This is a genomic window from Sphingomonas sp. SP6, assembly GCF_058313435.1.
The window spans coordinates 963901-985305 of the sequence record NZ_JBZFLG010000001.1 but is presented as its reverse complement, the minus strand read 5'-3'; the positions used below and the strand labels follow the sequence as shown (position 1 = coordinate 985305).

At 69.0% G+C, this 21405-nt stretch carries 24 protein-coding genes and 1 tRNA gene; 13 read left to right on the top strand and 12 right to left on the bottom strand.

The features are described from left to right. Positions 1-74: 74 nt before the first annotated feature. Complete coding sequence (locus AC4GYY_RS04885) at positions 75-644, top strand: hypothetical protein (protein ID WP_491119092.1); 570 nt, start codon at positions 75-77, stop codon at positions 642-644. Here AC4GYY_RS04885 and AC4GYY_RS04880 read toward each other — a convergent pair. Then, a complete protein-coding gene (locus AC4GYY_RS04880; RefSeq protein ID WP_491119091.1) occupies positions 641-1540 on the bottom strand; it encodes a diacylglycerol/lipid kinase family protein in 900 nt (299 codons plus the stop codon). The genes AC4GYY_RS04885 and AC4GYY_RS04880 overlap by 4 nt on opposite strands. A gap of 77 nt (positions 1541-1617) precedes the next feature. Between AC4GYY_RS04880 and hemB the strand changes: the two genes are divergently transcribed. From hemB to AC4GYY_RS04865, 3 genes are all read left to right on the top strand, one after another. Next, entirely contained in the window at positions 1618-2604 is a 987-nt protein-coding gene (gene hemB, locus AC4GYY_RS04875) for a porphobilinogen synthase (protein ID WP_491119090.1), read from the top strand. A gap of 72 nt (positions 2605-2676) precedes the next feature. Further along, positions 2677-3132: a GNAT family N-acetyltransferase gene (locus AC4GYY_RS04870; protein ID WP_491119302.1), complete on the top strand. Its 456-nt coding sequence runs from the start codon at positions 2677-2679 to the stop codon at positions 3130-3132. Further along, positions 3129-3695, top strand: coding sequence for a GNAT family N-acetyltransferase (locus tag AC4GYY_RS04865; RefSeq protein WP_491119089.1), 567 nt, complete (start codon positions 3129-3131; stop codon positions 3693-3695). The genes AC4GYY_RS04870 and AC4GYY_RS04865 overlap by 4 nt, the downstream gene beginning before the upstream one ends. A 114-nt stretch (positions 3696-3809) precedes the next feature. Here the strand turns inward: AC4GYY_RS04865 and AC4GYY_RS04860 are convergent, their stop codons facing one another. Both AC4GYY_RS04860 and AC4GYY_RS04855 read right to left on the bottom strand, forming a co-directional pair. Next, entirely contained in the window at positions 3810-5426 is a 1617-nt protein-coding gene (locus AC4GYY_RS04860) for a M20/M25/M40 family metallo-hydrolase (protein ID WP_491119301.1), read from the bottom strand. Continuing rightward, entirely contained in the window at positions 5426-6226 is an 801-nt protein-coding gene (locus AC4GYY_RS04855; protein WP_491119088.1) for an NYN domain-containing protein, read from the bottom strand. The genes AC4GYY_RS04860 and AC4GYY_RS04855 overlap by 1 nt, the downstream gene beginning before the upstream one ends. Before the next feature lie 113 nt (positions 6227-6339). On the opposite strand from AC4GYY_RS04855, the gene AC4GYY_RS04850 reads away from it, so the two are divergent. Next, positions 6340-6702: a hypothetical protein gene (locus tag AC4GYY_RS04850; RefSeq protein ID WP_491119087.1), complete on the top strand. Its 363-nt coding sequence runs from the start codon at positions 6340-6342 to the stop codon at positions 6700-6702. A gap of 2 nt (positions 6703-6704) precedes the next feature. Here the strand turns inward: AC4GYY_RS04850 and greB are convergent, their stop codons facing one another. Continuing rightward, positions 6705-7187 carry a transcription elongation factor GreB gene (greB, locus tag AC4GYY_RS04845; RefSeq protein WP_491119086.1) on the bottom strand — a complete coding sequence of 161 codons (483 nt, stop codon included), beginning with the start codon at positions 7185-7187 and terminating at the stop codon, positions 6705-6707. 106 nt (positions 7188-7293) lie between these two features. Between greB and pdhA the strand changes: the two genes are divergently transcribed. Then, on the top strand, positions 7294-8337 hold the full coding sequence (gene pdhA, locus AC4GYY_RS04840; protein WP_491119085.1) for a pyruvate dehydrogenase (acetyl-transferring) E1 component subunit alpha: 1044 nt from the start codon (positions 7294-7296) through the stop codon (positions 8335-8337). Between the two features lies 1 nt (position 8338). After that, entirely contained in the window at positions 8339-9757 is a 1419-nt protein-coding gene (locus AC4GYY_RS04835) for a pyruvate dehydrogenase complex E1 component subunit beta (protein ID WP_491119084.1), read from the top strand. 16 nt (positions 9758-9773) lie between these two features. Here the strand turns inward: AC4GYY_RS04835 and AC4GYY_RS04830 are convergent, their stop codons facing one another. The 3 genes from AC4GYY_RS04830 to AC4GYY_RS04820 are packed head-to-tail and all read right to left on the bottom strand — an operon-like array spanning position 9774 to position 13068. After that, positions 9774-10388: a TadE/TadG family type IV pilus assembly protein gene (locus AC4GYY_RS04830; protein ID WP_491119083.1), complete on the bottom strand. Its 615-nt coding sequence runs from the start codon at positions 10386-10388 to the stop codon at positions 9774-9776. A gap of 44 nt (positions 10389-10432) precedes the next feature. Next, a complete protein-coding gene (locus tag AC4GYY_RS04825; RefSeq protein ID WP_491119082.1) occupies positions 10433-11020 on the bottom strand; it encodes a TadE/TadG family type IV pilus assembly protein in 588 nt (195 codons plus the stop codon). After that, entirely contained in the window at positions 11017-13068 is a 2052-nt protein-coding gene (locus AC4GYY_RS04820; protein ID WP_491119081.1) for a TadE/TadG family type IV pilus assembly protein, read from the bottom strand. Before AC4GYY_RS04820 ends, AC4GYY_RS04825 begins: the two co-directional genes overlap by 4 nt. Positions 13069-13141: 73 nt before the next feature. On the opposite strand from AC4GYY_RS04820, the gene AC4GYY_RS04815 reads away from it, so the two are divergent. Next, positions 13142-13804, top strand: coding sequence for a squalene/phytoene synthase family protein (locus tag AC4GYY_RS04815; protein WP_491119080.1), 663 nt, complete (start codon positions 13142-13144; stop codon positions 13802-13804). 59 nt (positions 13805-13863) lie between these two features. Then, positions 13864-14370 (top strand): EF-hand domain-containing protein, encoded by a 507-nt coding sequence (locus AC4GYY_RS04810; RefSeq protein WP_491119079.1) that lies wholly within the window; start codon positions 13864-13866, stop codon positions 14368-14370. Here AC4GYY_RS04810 and trmFO read toward each other — a convergent pair. Both trmFO and AC4GYY_RS04800 read right to left on the bottom strand, forming a co-directional pair. Beyond that, positions 14319-15671, bottom strand: a complete 1353-nt coding sequence (gene trmFO, locus AC4GYY_RS04805; RefSeq protein ID WP_491119078.1) for a methylenetetrahydrofolate--tRNA-(uracil(54)-C(5))-methyltransferase (FADH(2)-oxidizing) TrmFO — start codon at positions 15669-15671, stop codon at positions 14319-14321. The two genes, AC4GYY_RS04810 and trmFO, sit on opposite strands and share 52 nt — an antisense overlap. 28 nt (positions 15672-15699) lie before the next feature. Next, complete coding sequence (locus AC4GYY_RS04800) at positions 15700-16218, bottom strand: DUF3833 family protein (RefSeq protein ID WP_491119077.1); 519 nt, start codon at positions 16216-16218, stop codon at positions 15700-15702. A gap of 255 nt (positions 16219-16473) precedes the next feature. On the opposite strand from AC4GYY_RS04800, the gene AC4GYY_RS04795 reads away from it, so the two are divergent. Next, positions 16474-17487 (top strand): NAD(P)H-binding protein, encoded by a 1014-nt coding sequence (locus AC4GYY_RS04795; protein ID WP_491119076.1) that lies wholly within the window; start codon positions 16474-16476, stop codon positions 17485-17487. Between the two features lie 6 nt (positions 17488-17493). Here AC4GYY_RS04795 and AC4GYY_RS04790 read toward each other — a convergent pair whose 3' ends face one another. The 3 genes from AC4GYY_RS04790 to AC4GYY_RS04780 form a co-directional block, all read right to left on the bottom strand. Further along, positions 17494-17751 carry a hypothetical protein gene (locus tag AC4GYY_RS04790; protein ID WP_491119075.1) on the bottom strand — a complete coding sequence of 86 codons (258 nt, stop codon included), beginning with the start codon at positions 17749-17751 and terminating at the stop codon, positions 17494-17496. Positions 17752-17768: 17 nt separating this feature from the next. Continuing rightward, positions 17769-18203, bottom strand: a complete 435-nt coding sequence (locus AC4GYY_RS04785) for a DUF3617 domain-containing protein (RefSeq protein WP_491119074.1) — start codon at positions 18201-18203, stop codon at positions 17769-17771. A gap of 72 nt (positions 18204-18275) precedes the next feature. Next, positions 18276-18352 (bottom strand) — tRNA-Pro (locus tag AC4GYY_RS04780). 134 nt (positions 18353-18486) lie between these two features. On the opposite strand from AC4GYY_RS04780, the gene def reads away from it, so the two are divergent. From def to AC4GYY_RS04765, 3 genes are all read left to right on the top strand, one after another. Next, a complete protein-coding gene (gene def / locus AC4GYY_RS04775; RefSeq protein ID WP_491119073.1) occupies positions 18487-19026 on the top strand; it encodes a peptide deformylase in 540 nt (179 codons plus the stop codon). A 123-nt stretch (positions 19027-19149) separates the two neighbouring features. Continuing rightward, positions 19150-20598, top strand: a complete 1449-nt coding sequence (locus tag AC4GYY_RS04770) for a DNA recombination protein RmuC (protein ID WP_491119072.1) — start codon at positions 19150-19152, stop codon at positions 20596-20598. A gap of 19 nt (positions 20599-20617) precedes the next feature. Further along, entirely contained in the window at positions 20618-21286 is a 669-nt protein-coding gene (locus tag AC4GYY_RS04765; protein WP_491119071.1) for a tetratricopeptide repeat protein, read from the top strand. Positions 21287-21405 lie beyond the last annotated feature (119 nt).

The following is a 21405-nucleotide window of genomic DNA, read 5'->3' as shown; positions in this document are numbered from 1 at the left end:
GCGGACGCGAATCCGGCCGCGGCCTACCCCGTCCCGGACTCCTGACACGGAGCCGATCTGAGGGGAGAACCGCCATGACCTACACCTTCGCCGTCGCCGCCCTGCTGCTTGCGTCTACCGCAAGCGCCGCGCCGGCCGAGTCCGCGGTGCTGCTCCAGCAGCCCGCCGCCAACGTCCTGCGCGCCGGCACGCCCGTCTCGCTCCGCCTGATCGAGGGGCTGACCACCAGGGAGCAGGCCGCCCATCTCAACGACCGTGTCCGCATGGAAGTGGCCGAGGCGGTCAGCGTCAACGGCGTCGTCGTGATCCCCGCCGGCAGCCCGGCGGTCGGCGAGCTGACCGAGGTCCGCAACAAGGGGATGTGGGGCAAGTCGGGGCGGCTGGTCGGCCGCGTCCTGACCGTCAACGCCAACGGCCGCACGATCCGCCTGTCGGGCACGTTCGACAGCAAGGGCGGCTCGGGGACCGGCGCGGCGGTGGCGACCTCGGCGATCGTCTTCGCGCCCGCGGGCTTCTTCATGACCGGCAAGAGTGCCCAGCTTCCCACCGGCTCGATGGTCCGCGGCTTCGTCGACGAGGACGTGCCGTTCGCCGTTGCGCCCGGAGCGCGACCCGCGAGCGCGCCGATGCTGGTGGGGCGCTAGGCCGCTCCGCCGGCGGGCTCGATCGGCGCCATTACCCTGACCGCACCCTTCGCCACCCGCGCCGTCACCGGCGTATGCGCCAGCAGCTCGCCGTCGATCGAGATCGGCAGCGGCGGCTCGGTGCGGATCTTGAGCTCGCGCCCCGTGAACGCGATCGTGTCCTGGTGCCGCGCCTCCAGCCCGAGGAAGCTGGCGCCCCAATTCTTGACGAGCGTGCGCTTGTAATGGCCGCGTACCGCCTGGACGACGATCTCGCCCGACGTGAGCGAGGCCTCGTCGACCACCCACGTGCCGCCGTGATACGGCCCGTTCGAGATGCGGACCTCCACCACCTTCATCCGCCGCTCCTTCTGCCCGTCGTCGACGATCAGCGTGAACGGCTCGAACCGCACATATTGATACGCCGCCCAGCCGAGATAGCCGATGCGCCCCAGCACCTTCTTGAGGGTGTGCGGCACGGTCTCGGCGATCTGCGGGCTGATCCCCATGGCGGCGCAATTGGCGAAGTAATCGCCGTCGATCATGCCGAGGTCGATCCGCTTCGGCCTTCCGTTCGCCAGCACGTCGATCGCGCCGTCGAGATCGAGCGGCAGCCCCAGCGTCCGCGCGAAGCTGTTGGCGGTGCCGAGCGGCAGCACGCCCAGGATCGTCTCGGTGCCCACGATCAGGTCGACCAGCCCGGACATCGTCCCGTCGCCCCCGCCCAGGATCAACAGATCGGGCTTCTTCGCCAGCGCTCGCTTGACCGTCGCCTCCAGCGCGTCGGGATCCTCGACCGCATGCGCGTCGACGGGGTAGGGGAGCTCGCCAAGCCGTGTGCAGGCGCGGCGGAACAGCTTCTGCCCCTTGCGTGACTTGGCATTGATCACGAGTGCGGCGGACTTGATCTCGGTCATGGCGCTCCAACGCATTGCGGACGGTTTCGTCCCCGTAACGCTTGCGCGCGCTCGGGGGCTGCCGCACATCGCGTCGCATGACGAGCTTCCCCGCCCTCCGCATGCGACGAACCCGCGCCTCCGCCTGGTCGCGCCGGCTCCACGCCGAGACCGTGCTGACCCCCGCCGACCTGATCTGGCCGCTGTTCATCGCGGAAGGCAGGCAGGTCGAGGAGCCGATCGCCTCGCTCCCCGGCGTGTCGCGCTGGTCGATCGACCATCTGGTGGAGCGCGCGAAGGAGGCGCGCGATGCCGGCGTCCCCTGCCTAGCGCTTTTCCCGAACACCCCGCGCGAGCTCCGCACCGACGACGGGCGCGAGGCGACCAATCCCGACAATCTGATGTGCCGCGCAATCCGCGCGCTCAAGGACGCCGTGCCGGACATCGGGGTGCTGACCGACGTCGCGCTCGATCCGTACACGACGCACGGCCACGACGGGCTGGTCGACGAGGCCGGCTATGTCCGGAACGATGCCACCGCCGACGTGCTGATCGAACAGGCGCGCGTCCAGGCGGCGGCGGGCGCGGACGTCATCGCGCCCTCCGACATGATGGACGGCCGCATCGGCCGCATCCGCGCCGCGCTGGAGGACGACGGTCACCACAACGTCCAGGTCATGGCCTATGCGGCGAAATACGCCAGCGCCTTCTACGGCCCGTTTCGCGACGCCGTCGGGTCCCGCGGGCTGCTCAAGGGCGACAAGAAGACCTATCAGATGGATCCCGCCAATGCGGAGGAGGCGCTCCGTGAGGTCGCGCTCGACCTTGCGGAAGGGGCGGACAGCGTGATGGTCAAGCCCGGCCTGCCGTACCTCGATATCGTCCAGCGCGTGAAGACCCGCTTCGAAGTTCCTGTCTTCGCTTACCAGGTCTCGGGCGAATATGCGATGATCGAGGCCGCGGTCGCCGCCGGCGCGGCCGAACGCGACGCGGTCGTGCTCGAGACGCTGATGGCGTTCAAGCGCGCCGGCTGCTCCGGCGTCCTCACCTATCACGCGCTCCACGCGGCGAGATTGCTGGGCTGACGGTCGGTGATCGAGACCGAGCGCTTGATCCTGCGTCGCCCCGAACCCCGCGACCACGCTCCGCTTCATGCGATGTGGGCGGATCCGCGGGTGATGGCGGATCTCGGACCGGTCAAGTCGGCGGCCGACAGCGACGCCACCCTGGCCCGCCACGCCGCCTACGCCCCGCTCGGCTTCTTCGCGGTTGAGCGGCGCGAGGACGCGGCCACGATCGGCTTCTGCGGCCTGAAGCCGGGCGCGCCCGACACGCCGATCGCGGGCCTGCTCGAAGTCGGCTGGATGCTCGCGGTGCCATACTGGCGGCAGGGATACGCCGCCGAAGCCGCGGCCGCGGCGATCGCCTGGGGCTGGCGGACCCGCGACGACGACGCGATCGTCGCGATCACCGCGCGGCTGAACGCCAGGAGCCGCGACCTGATGATCCGGCTCGGCATGGCTCATGTCCCCGACCTCGGCTTTCGCCACCCCTTGTTCGCGGCAGACGACCCCCGCGCGGACACGGTGACGTACCGGATCGCCCGCGCGTGATCGCGACCGAGCGCCTGATCCTTCGTGCCTGGCGGGACGCCGACGTCTCGCCCTTCCACGCGATGGGCCAGGATCCGCAGGTGATGCGGTTCATCGGCCCGCCGATGTCGCGCCAGGACGCCGAGGCGGCCGTCGCTCGGCAGAACGCGCTCGCGGACGAGATCGCCGCCTGCTTCTGGGCGATCGAGCGCCGCGACGACGCCGCGTTCCTCGGCTTTTGCGGCGTGAAGCCCGGCCCGGCCGGCACGCCGATCGCGGACCGGCCCGAAATCGGCTGGCGCCTCGCCCGACACGCCTGGGGGCAAGGCTATGCCCGCGAAGCCGCCGCGGCCTGCCTCGCCGACGCCTGGTGCCGAGGGGAGGGGCGGGTGTTCGCGATCACCGTCCCGGCCAACATACGCAGTTGGGGGCTGATGATCCGCCTGGGCATGACGCGGCTGCCCGAGGCAGACTTCGATCATCCTGCGGTCGTCGAGGGCGACCCGCTTCGCCGCCACCTCACCTACGCGATCGATCGGCCGGACGGATCGACGGAGCCGCGCCAGGCCCCGGCTGCCGCTTAGGCGACGGCCGAGCCCGATCCCGGACCGGGTCGGCCCGGGTCCGCGCCGACGACCGGGGGCGACCGACGCCCGCACCCGCGTCCGGCTTCCGTTCGAAGACCGGTGCCGAAGAGCCTATCGCCGCTCCCTTGCGCTCGCTGCCCGCACCTTCGCGAACTCGGACTCCGCTGACCACGTCGGCCAGGCTCCCACGTGCGAGAGCCGCGCTCCGACCGCTCCGAACAGGTCCACGTCCTGCGCCGCGCCGGTCAGATCCCACGCCGGAGACCAGAGGTCGCACGTCTTGTGATAGCAAGCCATGTACGCATCCAGCCAGGCCTGCCCCGCCGTACGTCCGCCCGCCTTCAGTTCGGGCGCCCCGCCCAGAGCCATCAGCAGCAGGGCGGGGACACCGTTGCGGGCGACCGAGAAATGGTCCGCGCGATAGAACAGCCCGCGTTCGCTCGCAGTCTCGGGCGTGATCTTGCGCCCCTGCGCGATCGCGGCGTCCGCCAACATCGCATCCAGCGATGACTGGCCGATGCCGACCTGGATCACGTCGTCCGCCGCGCCCGCGGTCTGGAGGATGTCGAGCGTGAGGTTCGCCGCGGTCTTCGCCAGCGGATAGACCGGATGCGACGCATAATGCTCCGAGCCGAGCAGCCCGCGCTCCTCCCCGGTCCACAGCGCGAAGACGAGCGTCCGCTCCGGCTTCGGTGCGGCCTCGAACCGCCGCGCCAGCTCGAGCACGCCGGCGACGCCCAGCGCGTCGTCGTTCGCGCCGGGCCGGAACGTCCGCCCATGCGCATCCGCCGGCCCTTCGCCGTATGCGTCCCAATGCGCGCCGAACATCACCGTCTCTTGCGGCCGCTTGGTCCCGCTGATCTTCGCCAGCACGTTGGCGCTTTCCACCCGCTCGACCGTGACCGGCAGATCGGCGGAGAAGGTCGTCTTCATCGCCACCGGCCGGAACCCTCGCGATCGCGCCGCGGCTCGCAGCTTGGCGAGGTCCAGCCCCTCGGCGGCGAACAGCCGGTCCGCCGCGTCATGCTCGATCCACCCCTGGAGCGGCACGCGCTCGTCGCCAGCCCCGCGGACAATGTCGTAATTCTCCCCGTTGGAAGCGTTGACCGTCGACCACGGATAGCCCGCGCCGCCGGTGTCGTGGACGATCAGCGCCCCCGCCGCTCCTCGCCGCGCCGCTTCCTCGAACTTGTAGGTCCAGCGGCCGTAATAGGTCATCCGCTTGCCGCCGAACCGGCCCGCGGCGTCGTCGCCCGCCGCCGCCTCGAAGTCCGGATCGTTGATCAGGAACACCGCGACCTTGCCGTGGAGGTCGACGCCCTTGAAATCGTCCCACCCCGCCTCGGGCGCGCTGACGCCGTAACCGACGAACACCAGCGGCGCGTCCTTGATCGCCACGCGCGGCTCGGCGCGCACGGTGGTGACCGCGATCTCCTTGCCCTGTGCCGCCGCGGTTGCGCCGAACGCCATCGTCCCCGCGCCGACCCGTGTGTGGATCAGCGGCACCTTCTGCACCCAAGCGCCGTCCGGACCGCCCGGCTCCAGCCCCATCGCCTTGAAGCGGGCGACCAGCCACTCGACCGTCTTTGTCTCGCCCGCCGTTCCCGGCGCGCGTCCCTCGAACGTCGGCGAGGCGAGCGTCTTCACGTCCGCGGACAGCCGCGCCGGATCGGTCTGCGCGGCGGCGGGGAGCGCGGCGGCGAGCGCCAGCAGCGGCAGGAAACGCATCATCCCTGTTCCTTGAAGCGGACATAGACGTGATTGTCGCGCCGTTCGACCTCCATCGCCGGGATCGCCTCGACCAGGTCGGACAGCCGCTTGAAGCCATAGTTGCGGACGTCGAAACTCGATCGGTTGGCGACCATCTGCCCCAGCGACCCCAGCGCCACGAACCCCCGCGAATCGCGGTTCTGGAGGTCGTAGGCGTCCTTGATCATCTCCAGCAGCTCGGGATCGTTCACACCCCCCGCGGGCTGCCCGGCCTTGGGCGTGGCGGCGCTGATCGGCGGCGGCATGGATTCGCCCAGCGGCACCTCCACCATGCGGGGCGCGGGCGCGCGCTTCGGGCTGGCGTTCGTCGCCATCAGCGCGTCGACGTCGATGAAGCGCGTGCAGGCGGCGCGGAAACCCTCGGGCGCACGGGTGGCGGAGCCGAACCCGTAGACGTCGAGCCCGTCCTGCCGGATACGGGTGGCGAGCGGCATGAAATCGCTGTCCGAGGACATGATCCCGAACGCATGGACCCGTCCGCGATAGAGCAGGTCCATCGCGTCGATCGTCATCTTCATGTCGGTCGCGTTCTTGCCCTTGGTCAGATCGAACTGCTGCTGGGGCTCGATGCCGTGCTTGACCGACAGGTCGCGCCAGCCCTTCAATCCCTCCTTGGACCAGTTGCCATAGACGCGGCGGACGTTGACGCTGCCGAACTCGGCGAGCGCGGTCAGCACGGGGTCGAGCGCGTGATACGAGGCGTTGTCGGCGTCGATCAGCAGCGCGACGCTGCGGCGGGCGAGGTCTTCGGAGGGCATCCCCGCCTAGTCGAGCCGTGCGACGCCCGCGTCAATCACGTTCGGGCGTCACCGATCTGTCGCATGGCACTTCTACGCGGCGGTGCGCCGGTGCTGGTCGAAGAGGTTACGTCATGCGTGTTGCTGTTCTGGTCCTCGTGCTGCTGCTTCAGGGCGGCGCGCCCGCGCTCGCCGCGGCCCCATCGCCGGAGCGCCCGCTCGACGCCTGGAGCCTTTGCGTCTCGGAAGGCGCCGAGCCGACCGGCAAGGCACGCTACGTCTCGGACCCGTTCGAGACCGGGCTCGACGCGATGGATGCGCGCGGCTTCCAGGAATATGTCGAACAGGCGTACCTTCACCGTCGGGAAAGCGATTACACGACCGCCTGCACCGCCTATCCCGGCTACGCCGCCGCGGCCGCGGCGCTGACCGCGGCGCTGAAGCCGGTCGCGGGCGTGACGATCGTCGCCACCAAATGGCGCGCGAACTTCGAATGAGGTCAGCTATCGGGGTAGGCGATCGCCAGCACCTCATATTCGCGCTCGCCGCTGGGCAGCGTCACCCGGCGCACGTCTCCGACCGCCGCCCCGCGCAGGGCGCGGGCGATCGGTGCGCTCCAGCCGATCCAGCCCCGGGCCGAATCGGTCTCGTCGTCCCCGACCAGGGTCAGGGTGCGGCGGGCGTCGTCCTCGTCGGCGACTTCCACCGTCGCGCCGAAGAACACGCGCGTCCGGTCCGGCGCGGCGGCGGGATCGACGACCTTCGCCGCCTTCATCCGTTTCGAAAGCCAACCCAGCCGCCGGTCGATCTCGCGCAGCCGCTTCTTGCCGTAGAGATAGTCGCCGTTCTCGGACCGGTCCCCGTTTCCCGCCGCCCAGGACACGACCTCGACGATCGCGGGCCGCTCGGTCCCGAAGAGCCGGTCGTATTCGGCGCGCAGCGCGGCATACCCTGCGGGTGTGATGTGATTGGGACGGTCCACCCGCGACGTTTCGCTCAACGACTGCGCCAGGTCCACCGCATTGCGCCCGCCGCGCCACCGGGCCTATAGGCGCGCCGTCCTTCCCACGGAAACCAAGGTCCCATCAGTGGCAAAAGCCCCAGAGCGCCGGCCGGCGGAACCGCCCGTCCCCAATCGTGAGCGCCCCGCCGAACCGCAGCCGTACGAAGCCTCGAAGGACGAGCTCCTCCGCTTCTACCGCGACATGCTCCTCATCCGCCGCTTCGAGGAGAAGGCGGGGCAGCTCTACGGCCTCGGCCTGATCGGCGGCTTCTGCCACCTCTACATCGGGCAGGAGGCGGTCGCCGTCGGCCTCCAGTCGGCGCTCTCCGACAAGGACAGCGTCATCACCGGCTACCGCGACCACGGCCACATGCTCCTGTGTGGCATCCCGCCCAAGGACGTGATGGCGGAGCTGACCGGGCGTCAGGCCGGCATCTCCAAGGGCAAGGGCGGCTCGATGCACATGTTCAGCGTCGAGCATAAGTTCTACGGCGGGCACGGCATCGTCGGCGCGCAGGTCTCGCTCGGCACCGGGCTCGCCTTCGCGCACAAGTACCGGCAGGACGGCGGCGTCGCGCTCGCCTATTTCGGCGACGGCGCGGCCAACCAGGGCCAGGTCTACGAAAGCTTCAACATGGCCGAGCTGTGGAAGCTCCCGATCATCTACGTGATCGAGAACAATCAGTATGCCATGGGCACCAGCGTCAACCGCTCTAGCGCCGAGGACCAGCTTTACCGCCGCGGCGAAAGCTTCCGCATTCCGGGCATCCAGGTCGACGGGATGGACGTGCTCGCCTGCCGCGGCGCGGCCGAGGAGGCGCTAGCCTGGGTCCGCGCGGGGAAGGGGCCGATCATCCTCGAGATGAAGACCTATCGCTACCGCGGCCACTCGATGTCCGATCCGGCGAAGTACCGCAGCCGCGAGGAGGTGCAGGCGGTGCGCGACAAGTCCGACCCGATCGAGCACGTCAAGAAGCTGCTCGCCGAAGCCGGGGTCGCCGAAGCGGACCTGAAGGCGATGGAGGCCGAGACCCGCAAGCTCGTGAACGAAGCCGCCGACTTCTCCGAACAGACCCCCGAACCGGAGCCCGCAGAATTGTACACCGACGTTCTGGTGGAGACCTATTGAGATGGGCGTAGACATCAAGATGCCGGCGCTGTCCCCCACCATGGAGGAAGGCACGCTCGCCAAGTGGCTCGTCAAGGAAGGCGACCAGGTGAAGTCGGGCGACATCCTCGCCGAGATCGAGACCGACAAGGCGACCATGGAGTTCGAGGCGATCGACGAGGGCGTCGTCGGCAAGCTGCTCGTCGCCGAGGGGACCGACAACGTGAAGGTCGGTACCGTCATCCTGCAACTCTCCGGGGACGGCGAGGAGCCGGTCGCCACCGGCGAGGGCAAGTCGGAAGCCGAAGCGCCGCGGATCGAGCAGGGCGAGGCCGCTGATCAGAAGGCCGAGGCGACGCCCGAACCCCAGCAGGTCGAGACCGGCGCACGCCAGATGTTCGAGGCGGCGAAGCACGACGCCGAGGTCGCCGACCCCGCGGTCCCGGCGGGTACCGAGATGGTCAAGACGACCGTCCGCGAAGCGCTGCGCGACGCGATGGCGGAGGAGATGCGCCGCGACGACCGCGTCTTCGTGATGGGCGAGGAGGTCGCGCAATATCAGGGCGCGTATAAGGTCACGCAGGGGTTGCTCGACGAGTTCGGCGAGACCCGCGTCATCGACACGCCAATCACCGAATACGGCTTCGCCGGCGTCGGCACGGGCGCGGCGATGGGTGGCCTCCGCCCCATCGTCGAGTTCATGACCTTCAACTTCGCGATGCAGGCGATCGACCATATCGTGAACTCGGCCGCCAAGACCAACTACATGTCGGGTGGCCAGATGCGCTGCCCGATGGTCTTCCGCGGCCCCAACGGCGCCGCCAGCCGCGTCGCCGCGCAGCACAGCCAGAATTACGCGCCGTGGTATGCGAGCGTCCCCGGCCTCATCGTCATCGCGCCGTACGACGCCGCCGACGCCAAGGGACTGCTGAAGGCTGCGATCCGCACCGAGGACCCGGTCGTCTTCCTCGAAAACGAGCTGCTCTACGGCCGCTCGTTCGAGGTCCCCAAGCTCGACGATTGGGTGCTCCCGATCGGCAAGGCGCGCGTCATGCGCGAGGGCAGGGACGTGACGATCGTGTCCTACTCGATCGGCGTCGGCCTCGCCCTCGAAGCCGCGGACACGTTGGCGGGGGAGGGGATCGACGCCGAGGTCATCGACCTGCGCACCCTGCGCCCGCTCGACAAGCAAGCGGTGCTCACGTCGCTCGCCAAGACCAACCGCATGGTCGTGGTCGAGGAAGGCTGGCCGACCTGCTCGATCGCGTCCGAGATCGTCACGCTCTGCATGGAGGAGGGCTTCGACGACCTCGACGCCCCCGTCCTCCGCGTCTGCGACGAGGACGTGCCGCTGCCCTATGCCGCGAACCTGGAAAAGCTGGCGCTTGTCAATGCGGCGAAGGTGATCGAGGCGGTCAAGAAGGTCTGCTACCGCAACTGACGCGCTCCCGCGCCGCTCAGGTGGTGTGTTGGTCGCAACTCATCTTCGTGGACTCGGGCGAGGGGTTGGTCACCGCCTTGCTCAGGTCGCGGTTGTCGCGGACGATGAACGACGCAATCGATTTGAGCTTGGTCGCGCCGACCAGATATTGAGAGAACACGGGCAGATAGTCGTAATTGATCTCGACGAAGATCACCGCCGCTCCCGCCGGCGCGGTGACCTTCGCGCCCGGCTCCCCCATCCCGGCGAAGGTGGTGCTGTCCTTCCCGTCGTCCTCTACCCCGTAAGTCGAATCCCAGCCCGTGCCGCTCTTCAGCCCCAGGCAGCGCTGCCAGTGAATCCACTGGCCGCCTTTGGTGTTCACCTCCAGGCTGGAGATGGTGATGCGGCCGCGCGTGGCGATGTCGAGGTTGGCGCCTTGCAGACGGACGCCCTGCAGCACGTCGTCGATGTCGAACTCGCGCAGTTCCTGCGTGTTGAGCGAGGTGTCCGCGCCGACGCGCGAGGCGTTGTCTGCCAGGGTCAAGGTGATCTGGCTCAGTTTGAGCTGCGCGAGCCCGTAGTTCGAGATTTCGATGCCGTAGAGGCCAATCGGCACCACCAGCGGCAGCGCCAGCGCGAACTCGAGCATGGCCAGGCCACGGCGATCGCCACGCAGGCGGCGGAGCGTGTCGGTTAGGCGCATCGCGTCACCGGGGTCACCGTGTTCTGAGTGGTGTAGGGCTGGTTCTTGAGGATGGTCGTCGAAGAGACGTCCTGCGTCGGGCCCCAGCCCATCAGTCCGGCCATCGGGAACACGTGCGGATAGTGGATGGTCATGGTGTAGACCACGCTGTCCTTTGCGCCGCCGGGGCCGGTCTTCCCCGGGTCGGCGTCCCACTGACTGTTGTTGTTCGTGTCCGAGTAACATTCGCCGGGGTCGCGTACGCCGTTGCCGTTCGCGTCGGTGAACGGTTCCGGACCGATCTTGGTGTAGTCCGAGAACGCCTTGTGCGAGCTTTCCCAAGTCAGGTTCTGCGCCACCTCGCGGACGTTCTTCACGACCGCCGCGTCGATCGCGTCGAGGCCGCCCGGCCCCGATTCGAGCGAGGCGGCGCGCCCGGCCTGCTGCATCGCGCCGTTCAGGATCGCCTGCACGTAGAGACGGTAGGTGAGGTCCATCAGACCCATCAGCATCAGCAGCATGACCGGCGCGACGAGCGCGAACTCGATCAGCGTCGCGCCGCGCCGGTCCGATCTGAGTGCTGGCCGACGACGCTTCATTTCGACACGCGCAGCTTGGCGATGTTCGCGGCGATCGACGCGAACGCCGTGTTGAGTTCCGCTGCGTTGTTCGCCTGGAAGGAGTGCGCTCCGGGGCTGGCGCAACCGCTCAGCAGCGGCGTGAGCGTCGTGCCGAACGCGATGACCCACACGGTCACGTCGCGGTTCTGGGCGGCGAGGCACAGCGCCGTCAGCCGGTTTTCGACGATGGTGGTCTGCTCGGATTCGGTCGGCAGGCGCGACAGCGGAGTGCGGCGTCGATCCAGTGCCGACAGGCCGTAAGCGTCGTAGTCGGCGAAGTTCGTTTCCGTGTCGCCATCCGTCATGAAGATGATGTTGCGGGCGATCTGGCTTCCGTTGGGGGCGGTCTGGTTCTCCGACTTGAACAGGCCCGTCGAGGAGAGCAGGCGCAGCCCCCACAGGAAACCGATATCGTGATAGGTCCGCCCGCCGACCGTGAGCGCGTTCATGTAATTGACCAACGCCGTCTTGGTCGTCACCGCGAGCTTGCGGGCGACGTAGGGGCAGGCCGCATAATCAGCCTTGCCGCTCAGCTGTACGTAACCGCTCGTGGTGCGGATCACCTCGCCGATATCGGTCGGCCAGCCCGACGTGTTGACGTTGGGCGCGTTGGTGCCGGTGCCGTACGAGGTGTATTTCCGCGCGAAGACGAGCTGCGGCAGCCAGGGACGCCACTGCGTCGTCGCGTCGCCCGCGGTCGGTTCCTTGTCGATATCGAGGTCGAGCGCAGCGGCGGGGATGGTGGAATAGTCGCTCTGCCGGACGGTATCGCGCTCCTCGATACACGCACCCCTCATCCCGGAGGATTGCGTCCCCCAGTAGATGTCGGCGTTGGACCAGGCCGATCCGCCACCGCCATTGATCATCGCCTTGAAAGAGCCGCCCGCCATGAGCCCGGTGGCCAGGTTGCCCTTCAGCGTATTCACCGGGTACGTGGACACAGGCTTGTAGTTCCAATAGTAAGTCTTCGTCTCGGTGGTCGTGGGCTTGCCTGCGTCGGGGTTCGGTTTGCGGGTCTGCGTCCGCCGCTCCCGATAGCCGTTGTAGGTCGTCTTGCTGATCTTGCAGGCTGTGCCCACCGCGTAGGTGTCCCCGGTGGTGATCTGATCCCAGGTGCGGGTCTCTCCGCCTTGTCCATCGGGCACCCAACCGGTGTCGGACCCCGGAATCGTGGTCGTCTTCGCGGTATTCGCCGGCGCCACGCAATTCTCCGGGTCGCCATAGGTGTCGCCCGCGGCATCCTTGCTGCCGGAGACGTATTGCCAGCCGGTGTCGGAGGTCGTCAGGTACGCGGGCCCGGTCGACGTGCTGGTGCCTGTGACGACATCCGCCTGTTCGCGGGACTGATAGGTCCAGTTGTCGACCATCCATTCCCGCTTGAGCAGCAGCCCGACGTTGACCGTGGCCGAATAGGGTACGAATCCGTAGCGGGTCTGGGCGGACGCGGTCTTCGCCGCCTCCAGCGTGTCGTAGAAATTGGCGACCGCGGTGCGGAGCGCCGCGATCCGGGTGACGGAGTCCCCAGGATTGATCGAACTCATCGACCCCGTGGTGTCCAGCACGAACATCACGTCGAGGTTCGGGATCTCCAGCTTCGCCTCGCAGGTGACGTTGATCACTGATTCGGCCGCGCCGAAGATCCTCATGATGGTCATGGGCACGGTCGCGCTGGCGGTTCCCGCGACCTGGTTTTCGGCCGTCTTCGAGAACGTCGCGCTCACCGCGGTCGTGCCGTAGATGCCGGATTTGAAGTTGTTGGCGAAAAACGCCTGCGCCTGCGTGTTCGCGTTGGTCGAGTAATCGGTGCCGACCATGAACTTGCGCCCGGCCAGCGCGCCGGCGTCGCACGCCTGCTGAAGGCGGACCTTCACGAAATAGACCCGGCTCGTGTCGATCGCCGATCCGGCGAGCGCCGCCATCGGCACCAGCGCCATCGCCATCATCACCAGCGTGTTGCCGCCCTTGTTCCGCGCCAGGCGGCCCAGGAAGGTCGCCGCGGCCGACCGCGTCTGTCGCCTGAAGATCATTCGATCGCTATCCATGAGACTGGTCCCCGGCAGGCGATCTGCGCCGGGTTCGGATAAGGCGACTTCAAACGAGATGGTTAACCCTGCGGAAATCTTCGGCGTCGATCCCGCAATGGGACACCCCGAGCGCGCGCTCGCGCTGACCTACGCACAACCTGCACTCCGCCAGGCGCTCGCCGCGCTGTTCGCGCTCGATGGCACGCTGGCGACGCTGGCCCGGCGGACCCGCGAGCCGATCGTCGCGCAGATGCGGCTGGCCTGGTGGCGCGACGCGATCGAGACGGTCGCGCGGTCGCCGGTCGCCGGCCAGCCGATCCTCGCCGCGCTTCACCGGGCGGCCGTCCAGCACGGTCTCGAGCCCGCCTCACTCGCGGCCGTGGTGGACGGCTGGGAAGCGCTCGTCGTCGGCGACGTGCCCGCTTACGCGCGCGACCGCGGCCGCCTGTTCGACGCGGCGGCGCGCCTCCTCCGGGCGCGCGACCCCTGGCTGGCGGACGCGGGCGAGGGCTGGGCGCTTGCCGATCTCGCGCTGACCTCACCCGATACCGCGCGGTCTGCGGCGGCGCGCGCGGCCGCGCGGCCCGTACTGGATCGTGTGCTCGCCCACCGCGCCAGCCGCGCCGCTCGCCCGCTCGGCGCGTTGGCGCTGATCGCACGCATGGACCTCGCCGGCGGCGCACCCGGCGATCCGCGTCGGATCGCGAGATTGCTCCGTTACCGGTTCATCGGACGATAGGGCTTGCCTGGTGCGATCCGTTCGATAGCGTGTCGAGAACAAAACGGGGAGATTCGCGGATGTGGAGGTATCTCGCGGGCGGCGTCGCGGCGCTGCTGATGGTCGGCGCGGGCTGGCTGCTGGTGGGCTCGAAGGCGCAGAACGACCGGCTGTTGCCCGCCGCCCCGCGCCAGTTCGCCGCGCAGGCGACCGGCGCAGACGACTCGGCGCTGCCGGATCGCGTTCCCGAAGCGACCGCCAAGACCCGCGAGGAGAAACGCTTCGGCCGCTACGACAAGGACAGGAACGGCCAGGTCACCCGCGATGAATATCTCGCCTCGCGCCGCAAGGCTTGGGCGAAACTCGATACCAACGGCGACGGCCGCCTGTCGTTCGAGGAATGGTCGGCCAAGACGCTGACCAAGTTCGCGACCGCCGACAAGGACGGGTCGGGCGCGATGACGCCCGCCGAGTTCGCGACCACCGCGGTCAAGCGCAGCACCCGCCCGCGCCCGAACTGCCCGCCGCTGACCCGTCAGTCGGCGGCCGCTTCCACCACCGACGACGGCGACGACGACCGCGGCTGATCGGGCAGCCACGCCGCCAGCGCCGCGCGCGCGCGATCGGTGTACATCCGCTTGCGGTCGCCCTTCTTGGTCCGGCCGGGGATCGGCGGGAACAGCCCGAAGTTGACGTTCATCGGCTGGTACGTCTCGGCCACCGCCGCCCCGGTGATATGCCCGAGCAGCGCGCCCAGCGCGGTCTCGGGCGGGGGCGGGGGGAGCGTGTCGCCCAGCAGCTCGGCCGCCGCGAACCGCCCCGCGATCAGCCCGATCGCCGCGCTCTCGATATAGCCCTCGCATCCCGTGATCTGCCCGGCGAAGCGGACGTTCGGCCGCGATTTCAGCCGCAGCTCGCCGTCGAGCAGCTCGGGCGAGCGCAGGAAGGTGTTGCGGTGCAGCCCGCCCAGCCGCGCGAACTCGGCTTTCTCGAGGCCCGGGATCGTCCGGAACACCCGCACCTGCTCGGCATGCTTCAGCTTGGTCTGAAAGCCGACGATGTTCCAAAGGGTCCCCGCCGCATTGTCCTGGCGCAGCTGGACGCAGGCATAGGGCCAGCGCCCGGTCCGCGGATCGTCGAGCCCGACCCCCTTCATCGGCCCGAACCGCAGCGTCTCGACCCCGCGCTCCGCCATCACCTCGATCGGCATGCAGCCTTCGAAATAGGGGACGTTCTCCCACTCGCGATATTCGGTCTTCTCCGCCGCCAGCAGTGCGGCGACGAAGGCGTGATACTGGTCGCGGTCGAGCGGGCAGTTGATGTAGTCGTCGCCGCCCTTGCCCCAGCGCGCCGCGCGCCAGGCGACGGTCATGTCGATGCTGTCGTGGTGCACCACCGGCGCGATCGCGTCGAAGAAGGCGAGCGCGTCCTTGCCCGTCTCGCGCGCCACCGCATTGGCCAGCCTCGCCGCGGTCAGCGGCCCGGTCGCGATGATCGCCGGTCCTTCGGGCAGTGCATCGACCCGCTCGCGGACGAGTTCGATCCGCAAATGCGCCGCCAGCCGCGCCGTCACCGCTGCCGAAAAGCCGTCACGGTCGACCGCAAGCGCCGATCCGGCCGGAACCCGATGCTGGTCGCCCTCGATCAGGATCAGCGAGCGGAGCGCGCGCATCTCCTGATGGAGCAGCCCGACCGCATTCGAGTCGGCGTCGTCCGAGCGGAAGCTGTTCGAACAGACCAGCTCGGCGAGGTTCTCGGTCTGGTGCGCGGGCGTCATCTCGCCGCCCCCGCGCATCTCCGACAGGCGGACACACAGTCCCGCCTCGGCCAGCTGCCAGGCCGCCTCCGACCCGGCGAGCCCGCCGCCGATCACGTGAATGTCATGCATCGGGTCCGCGTTACCCGCGGCGCAGCCGTCAGTCGAGGCGGCGGATCGTCTCTTCGACCTGCGCCCAGTCGGTCCCCAAGCTCTTGATCTGCATGCGGTTGACGACGGTCCGCCGGTCGCGCCGCAGGTACATCCACTGTTCGACCGAAAAGCCGGTGCCCGTCGGATAGCGGACGTGGAGCATGTTGCCCTCCGCGACCGCGGTCAGCGGCCCGCTTCCGTCGGTGATCGTGCCCCGCCACTGGCCCGGCGCCACCTGATGGAGATCGAGCGTGCGGGTCACGGGCGGCATGTCCTGCACCAGGATGCGCTGGGTCAGCAGCAGCCGGCCCTCGACCGCGCGCCCGCTGCCCATGATCACCATCCGCTTCGCGCGGTGGAACACGCGGTGGAGCTTGCCCTCGCCCCGGGTCTCGCCCGCGAAGAAGGCGACGGGGTCGAGTTGCGGACCGTCCGTCCTCGCTTCGATCCCCAGCGGCTCAGTGGTGCACCCGCCGGTGAACGGGACAAGCGCGAGTGCGGCGCCGGCGAGGAGGATCGATCGCATGAGCGCCGCGATGCGCGCGCCCGCGGGGCGGCGTCAAGCGGGATCGATCGTCGACACGGCCGTGGTCACGCTGCTCAGAGCGACCCTTAGCCGACGGCGCTGGTTCATCGCGCGCGTTGGGCGTAGCGAGGACGACTACGGGAGCTCAAGCCATGGTCACGCCCTCGATCTTTCCGTCGGAGTCTTTCGTCGACAGCGGTCGCCGCGTGATCATCCAGCGCGCGACGGGCGATCGGTGATGAGGGCGGCTCGGCGGTGACGCCCAGCCCGATGCCCTCGAAGCGCTTGCGCGTTTGTGTGCTGGGCGCGACGGGCACCATCGGCCGGGCGACGGTCGCCGCTCTCGTCCGGCGCGGCGACGAGGTCGTGTGCTTCGTTCGTCGCCGCGCCACAACCGGCGGCGCGTCGGCTCCGTCCGAAGCCGCGCAGAGCCTTGAGGGCGTCACGGTCAAGCCGGTGCAGGCCGCCGATCCGGTCTCATTGGCTCGCGACGGCTTCGCTGGCGAGCGCTTCGACGCCGTGGTGTCGTGCATGGCCTCGCGGACCGGAAGTCCCGACGATGCGATGGCCGTCGACTACCACGCGAACCGCAACGTCCTCGCCGCCGCCCGGCAGGCCGGCGTGCGCCACTTCGTGCTTGTCTCGGCGATCTGCGTCCAGAAACCGCTCCTCGCCTTCCAGCGCGCCAAGCTCGCCTTCGAGGTGGAGCTGGTCGGATCGGGCCTGCGCTATTCGATCGTCCGGCCGACTGCCTTCTTCAAATCCCTGTCCGGTCAGTTCGACCGCGTCCGCGCGGGTCGCCCCTTCCTGATGTTCGGCGACGGCGCGCTGACCGCCTGCAAGCCGATCAGCGACCGGGACCTGGCCGAGTTCATCGTCGGTTGCCTGACCGACGTGAGCCGCTGGAACCGGATTCTTCCGATCGGGGGTCCGGGGGCGGCGATCACGCCGCGCGAGCAGGGCGAGATGCTGTTCGAGGCGCTCGGGCGCACGCCGCGTTTCCGCGCCGTGCCGGTGGCGCTGCTCGACGGGATCGTGGGCGGGCTGACCGCGCTGGGGCGGGTTGCGCCGCCGCTCGCGCGCAAGGCCGAACTCGCCCGGATCGGCCGCTATTATGCGACCGAATCGATGCTGGTGCTCGATCCGCTGACGGGGCGGTACGATGCGGCGGGGACGCCTTCGACCGGGACGGATCGGCTCGCCGACTTCTATCGCGCGATCGTCGCCGGGGCGCCTCCCCCGGACCGCGGCGACCACGCCGTCTTCTGACGGCGCTCAGAGGCCGATCCGGTCGAGTGCGGTCGCAAGCTCGCCCGTCATGTCGGTGTCGTCCTTGGGCGTCAGCCGAGTGAGCGCCGTCCGGATGCGAGACTGCGCGACGCCGAGCGCCTTGTGCCGCACGTCGCGCGACAGGTTGGTTCGCCAGGAGTCGCTCTGACCCAGCACCGCCGACCATTTCGCCTCCTCCGCCGCCAGGATCGCCAGCGCCAGCCGCAGTCCGTCTCGCCGGCCGCGCTCGTACTCGTCGGCCACCTGTCGCTCCTTCGGCATCAGTCGCCGATCCGCGCGGCGTGCTGATCCAGCACGATCCGCAGCGGTCCCTTGGCCGACAGGCCGGTGACGATCGCCCGGCCCGTGAAGCCGGTGGCGTCGTACGTTCCCGATCGTGCGATCTGGAGCGATGTCCCGGTCTGCTGCGGGCAGGTCAGCGTCTGGGCGTAGCGACCGTCGGCGACCCGCTCGCTTCCGATGCGGCAGCGCGCCTTCGGATCGGGCGCGAGCAGCGCTGCGATGCCGTCACCCGGCCGCAACCGCTTGTGCTCCGCTCGCGACTTGCCGCCGATCATCCGCGCGATGAAGCGCGGGACGCCGGGCACGGCGAACTCGACGACCCGGGATGTCACGTCCCACCGGCCGCTCTGGAGCGTCGTCGACGAGACGGAGACGGAGGCGAGGGCGAGCAGCGGCGTCAGGACCTTGAGCATCCACCCCCGTGTCCCGGAGGACGGCGGCGCGCAACCGCTGAATCGGTCCGACCGGGGCTCTACCCGGTGTCCTGGTCGGGGAGACAGGATTCGAACCTGCGACCCTCTGCTCCCAAAGCAGATGCGCTACCAGGCTGCGCCACTCCCCGACGGTCGTGCGGCGATTAGCCGAGCCGTGCGAGTCCCGCAACCGACGCCTTCGCCGCGGTCGATCCTCGCTGACGCCGCGCCGCACCCACCGCATGAGTTGACCCCCGCGGACCCATCTCTTAGCTCGCGGCCCATGGCCGTCCTTCCCATCGTCGAAATCCCCGATCCGCGCCTGCGTCTCGTCTCCCAGCCGGTCGCCACGGTCGACGACGAGGTGCGCGGGCTCGTCGCCGACATGATCGACACGATGTACGCGGCGCACGGCATCGGGCTCGCCGCGATCCAGGTCGGCGTGGCCAGGCGCGTGCTGGTGATCGACCTTCAGGAGCGCGAGGAGGCCGGCGAGGGCGAGGAGGCCAAGCCCGTCCGCGATCCCCGAGCCTACATCAATCCCGAGATCCTCGCGGTCAGCGACGAGGAGGCCTCGTACAACGAGGGCTGCCTCTCGATCCCGGAGCAATATGCCGAGGTCACCAGGCCTGCGCGCTGCACCGTACGCTGGCTCGACGAGCAGGGGGCCGCCCATGAGGAGGAGCTGTCCGGCCTGATGGCGACGTGCATGCAGCACGAGATCGACCATCTGAACGGCGTCCTCTTCATCGATCACATCAGCCGCCTCAAGCGCGGCATGCTCCTCAAGAAGCTCGACAAGGCGCGCAAGGCGGAGGCCTAGAAGGGTCTGTTCCCCGCCGCACGTTCAAGCTATGTTCCGCGCGGACCCGCAAATCGGCGCGTCGCGTGGAGGACCGAAGTTGAGCCGCTTTCCCGCAGTCTTCGGAACCGTCGGCAGGTCTGAGTGACCGAACTGATCCTCGTCGGCCTCGTCGCGCTCGCGCTGGGTGCGCTGATCGGCTGGCTCATCGCAGGCCGCCGCGCCGCGGCGCTCGCCGGCGATCTCGTCGTCGCCACCTCGCGCGCGGCCGATCTCGACATCGTCCGCCAAGCCCGGGACGCCGTGGAGAGGGAGCGTAACGACGCGGTCCGCGATCTCGCCGCGGTCCGTGCCCAGCATGAGGCGCAGGTGCGCCATGCCGAGCAGCTCCGCGCCGAGCTGGCCGTCGCCCAGGCCGATCGCCACGCCGCGCACACCGAACTCGCGACCCTCAAGGCGCAGGCCGACGGCTTCGAGACCCGGCTCGCCGAGCTGCGCGAGGCCAAGGACGTCATGGCCGCGCAATTCGCCGAGGTCGGCAACCGGCTGCTGTCGGACGCGCAGAAGGCATTCCTCGAGCGTGCCGAACACCGCTTCCGCCAGTCGGAGGAGACCGCAGGACAGAACCTCAAGGCGCTGCTCCAGCCCGTCAGCGAGCGCCTCCAGCGCTACGAGGAGGGCGTCCACAAAGTGGAATCCGAGCGCCGCGACGCTTTCGGCGAGCTGAAGGGCCAAATCGAGGCGATGCGGATCGGGCAGGAGAAGGTGTCGAGCGAGGCCGCGCGGCTCGTCAACTCGCTCCGCAACGCGCCCAAGGCGCGGGGCCGCTGGGGCGAGCAGCAGCTCCGGAACGTCCTCGAAAGCTGCGGCCTCGCCGAGCACACCGATTTTCGCACCGAAGTGTCGATGACGCTCGACGACGGCGCGCGGCTCCGCCCCGACGCGATCGTCCGCGTGCCGGGCGGCAAGAGCCTGGTCATCGACGCCAAGGTCTCGCTCAACGCCTATCAGGACGCCTTCAACGCGATCGACGATGCCGAGCGGATCGTCGGGCTGACCGCGCATGCCGCGTCGATGCGTGCGCACGTCAACGGGCTGGGGGCGAAGGCCTATTGGTCTCAGTTCGAGGACGCGCCCGAATATGTCGTGATGTTCATCCCCGGCGAACATTTCCTGTCCGCCGCGCTCGAACACGATCCGACGCTCTGGGATTTCGCCTTCGAGAAGCGCGTGCTGCTCGCGAGCCCGACCAACCTCATCGCCATCGCCCGCACCGTCGCGGCGGTGTGGCGGCAGGAGAAGCTCGCCGCGCAGGCGCGCGAGATCGCCGCGCTCGGCAAGGAGCTCTACGCGCGCCTGTCGACGATGGGCGGCCACGTCACTCGCCTCGGTAAGAACCTCGATACCGCGATGAGCGCGTACAACGCCTTTGCCGGTAGCCTTGAATCGCAGGTCCTCACCTCCGCCCGCCGCTTCGACGCTCTCAACATCGAGACGCAGGGCAAGACGATCGACACGCCACCGGTGCTCGAACAGTCGGCGCGTCCATTGACGAAGCTGACTGCGATGCCGGAGACTGCGGAACGAGCGTGACGAGGGGAGATACCGAACGATGATCGCGGCGATCTTGCTGATGGCGCAGGCGGCCACGCCGCAGCCGGATTTGGAAGCCGCCCGATCCGCCGCGGTCTCGAGCGCCTATCGTGAGATCGAGGCGAGCAATACGGGCAAGGCGATCGCGATCCTGGAACCGGTAATCGCCGAGGTCGAAGCCGCGACCGCCCGGCGTTCCGGGCAAACCTATTGCGGCATGTCGCTCGCCGAGACCCTGGCCTACATGAGCATGGCGGCGCAGGCGAAGACTAAGGCTGTCGCTATCGGCCGCAGCTACTGCGACGCCTTGTTTCTCAAGGGCTATTCCTTGATCGACCTCGGTCGGCTCGCCGAAGCGCGGTCCTATCTGGAGAAGGCGATCTCCTTCGCCCCGATGCACGCCCACTACATTGTCGAGCTCGGCCAGAGCTACCGCGCCGAACGGAACTGGCCGAAGATGCTCGAGCTGTGCCGATCCGCCATCGGCTACGCCGATCTCGCCGGGGACGAGTTCAAGGTCATCGACAAGGGCTTCGCGCTTCGCTGCGTCGGCTATGCGCTCGTCGAGCAGCGCAAATGGGACGAGGCGGCGGCGCAATACCGCGAATGCCTCAAGATCAACCCGGGCGACACGAAGGCCCGTGGCGAGCTTCAGTACATCGCCGAACAGCGAGGGAAGCGGACCTGAGCATCCTTGGCGGTCCGGTCGCTGCATCCGGCTTGACAGCGCCGGACGACCGTTTCCATTCCGATCGGAACCGGCGGCTGCCGCCGGCGCAAGCCTGCAAGACTATTCAACTCTTACCC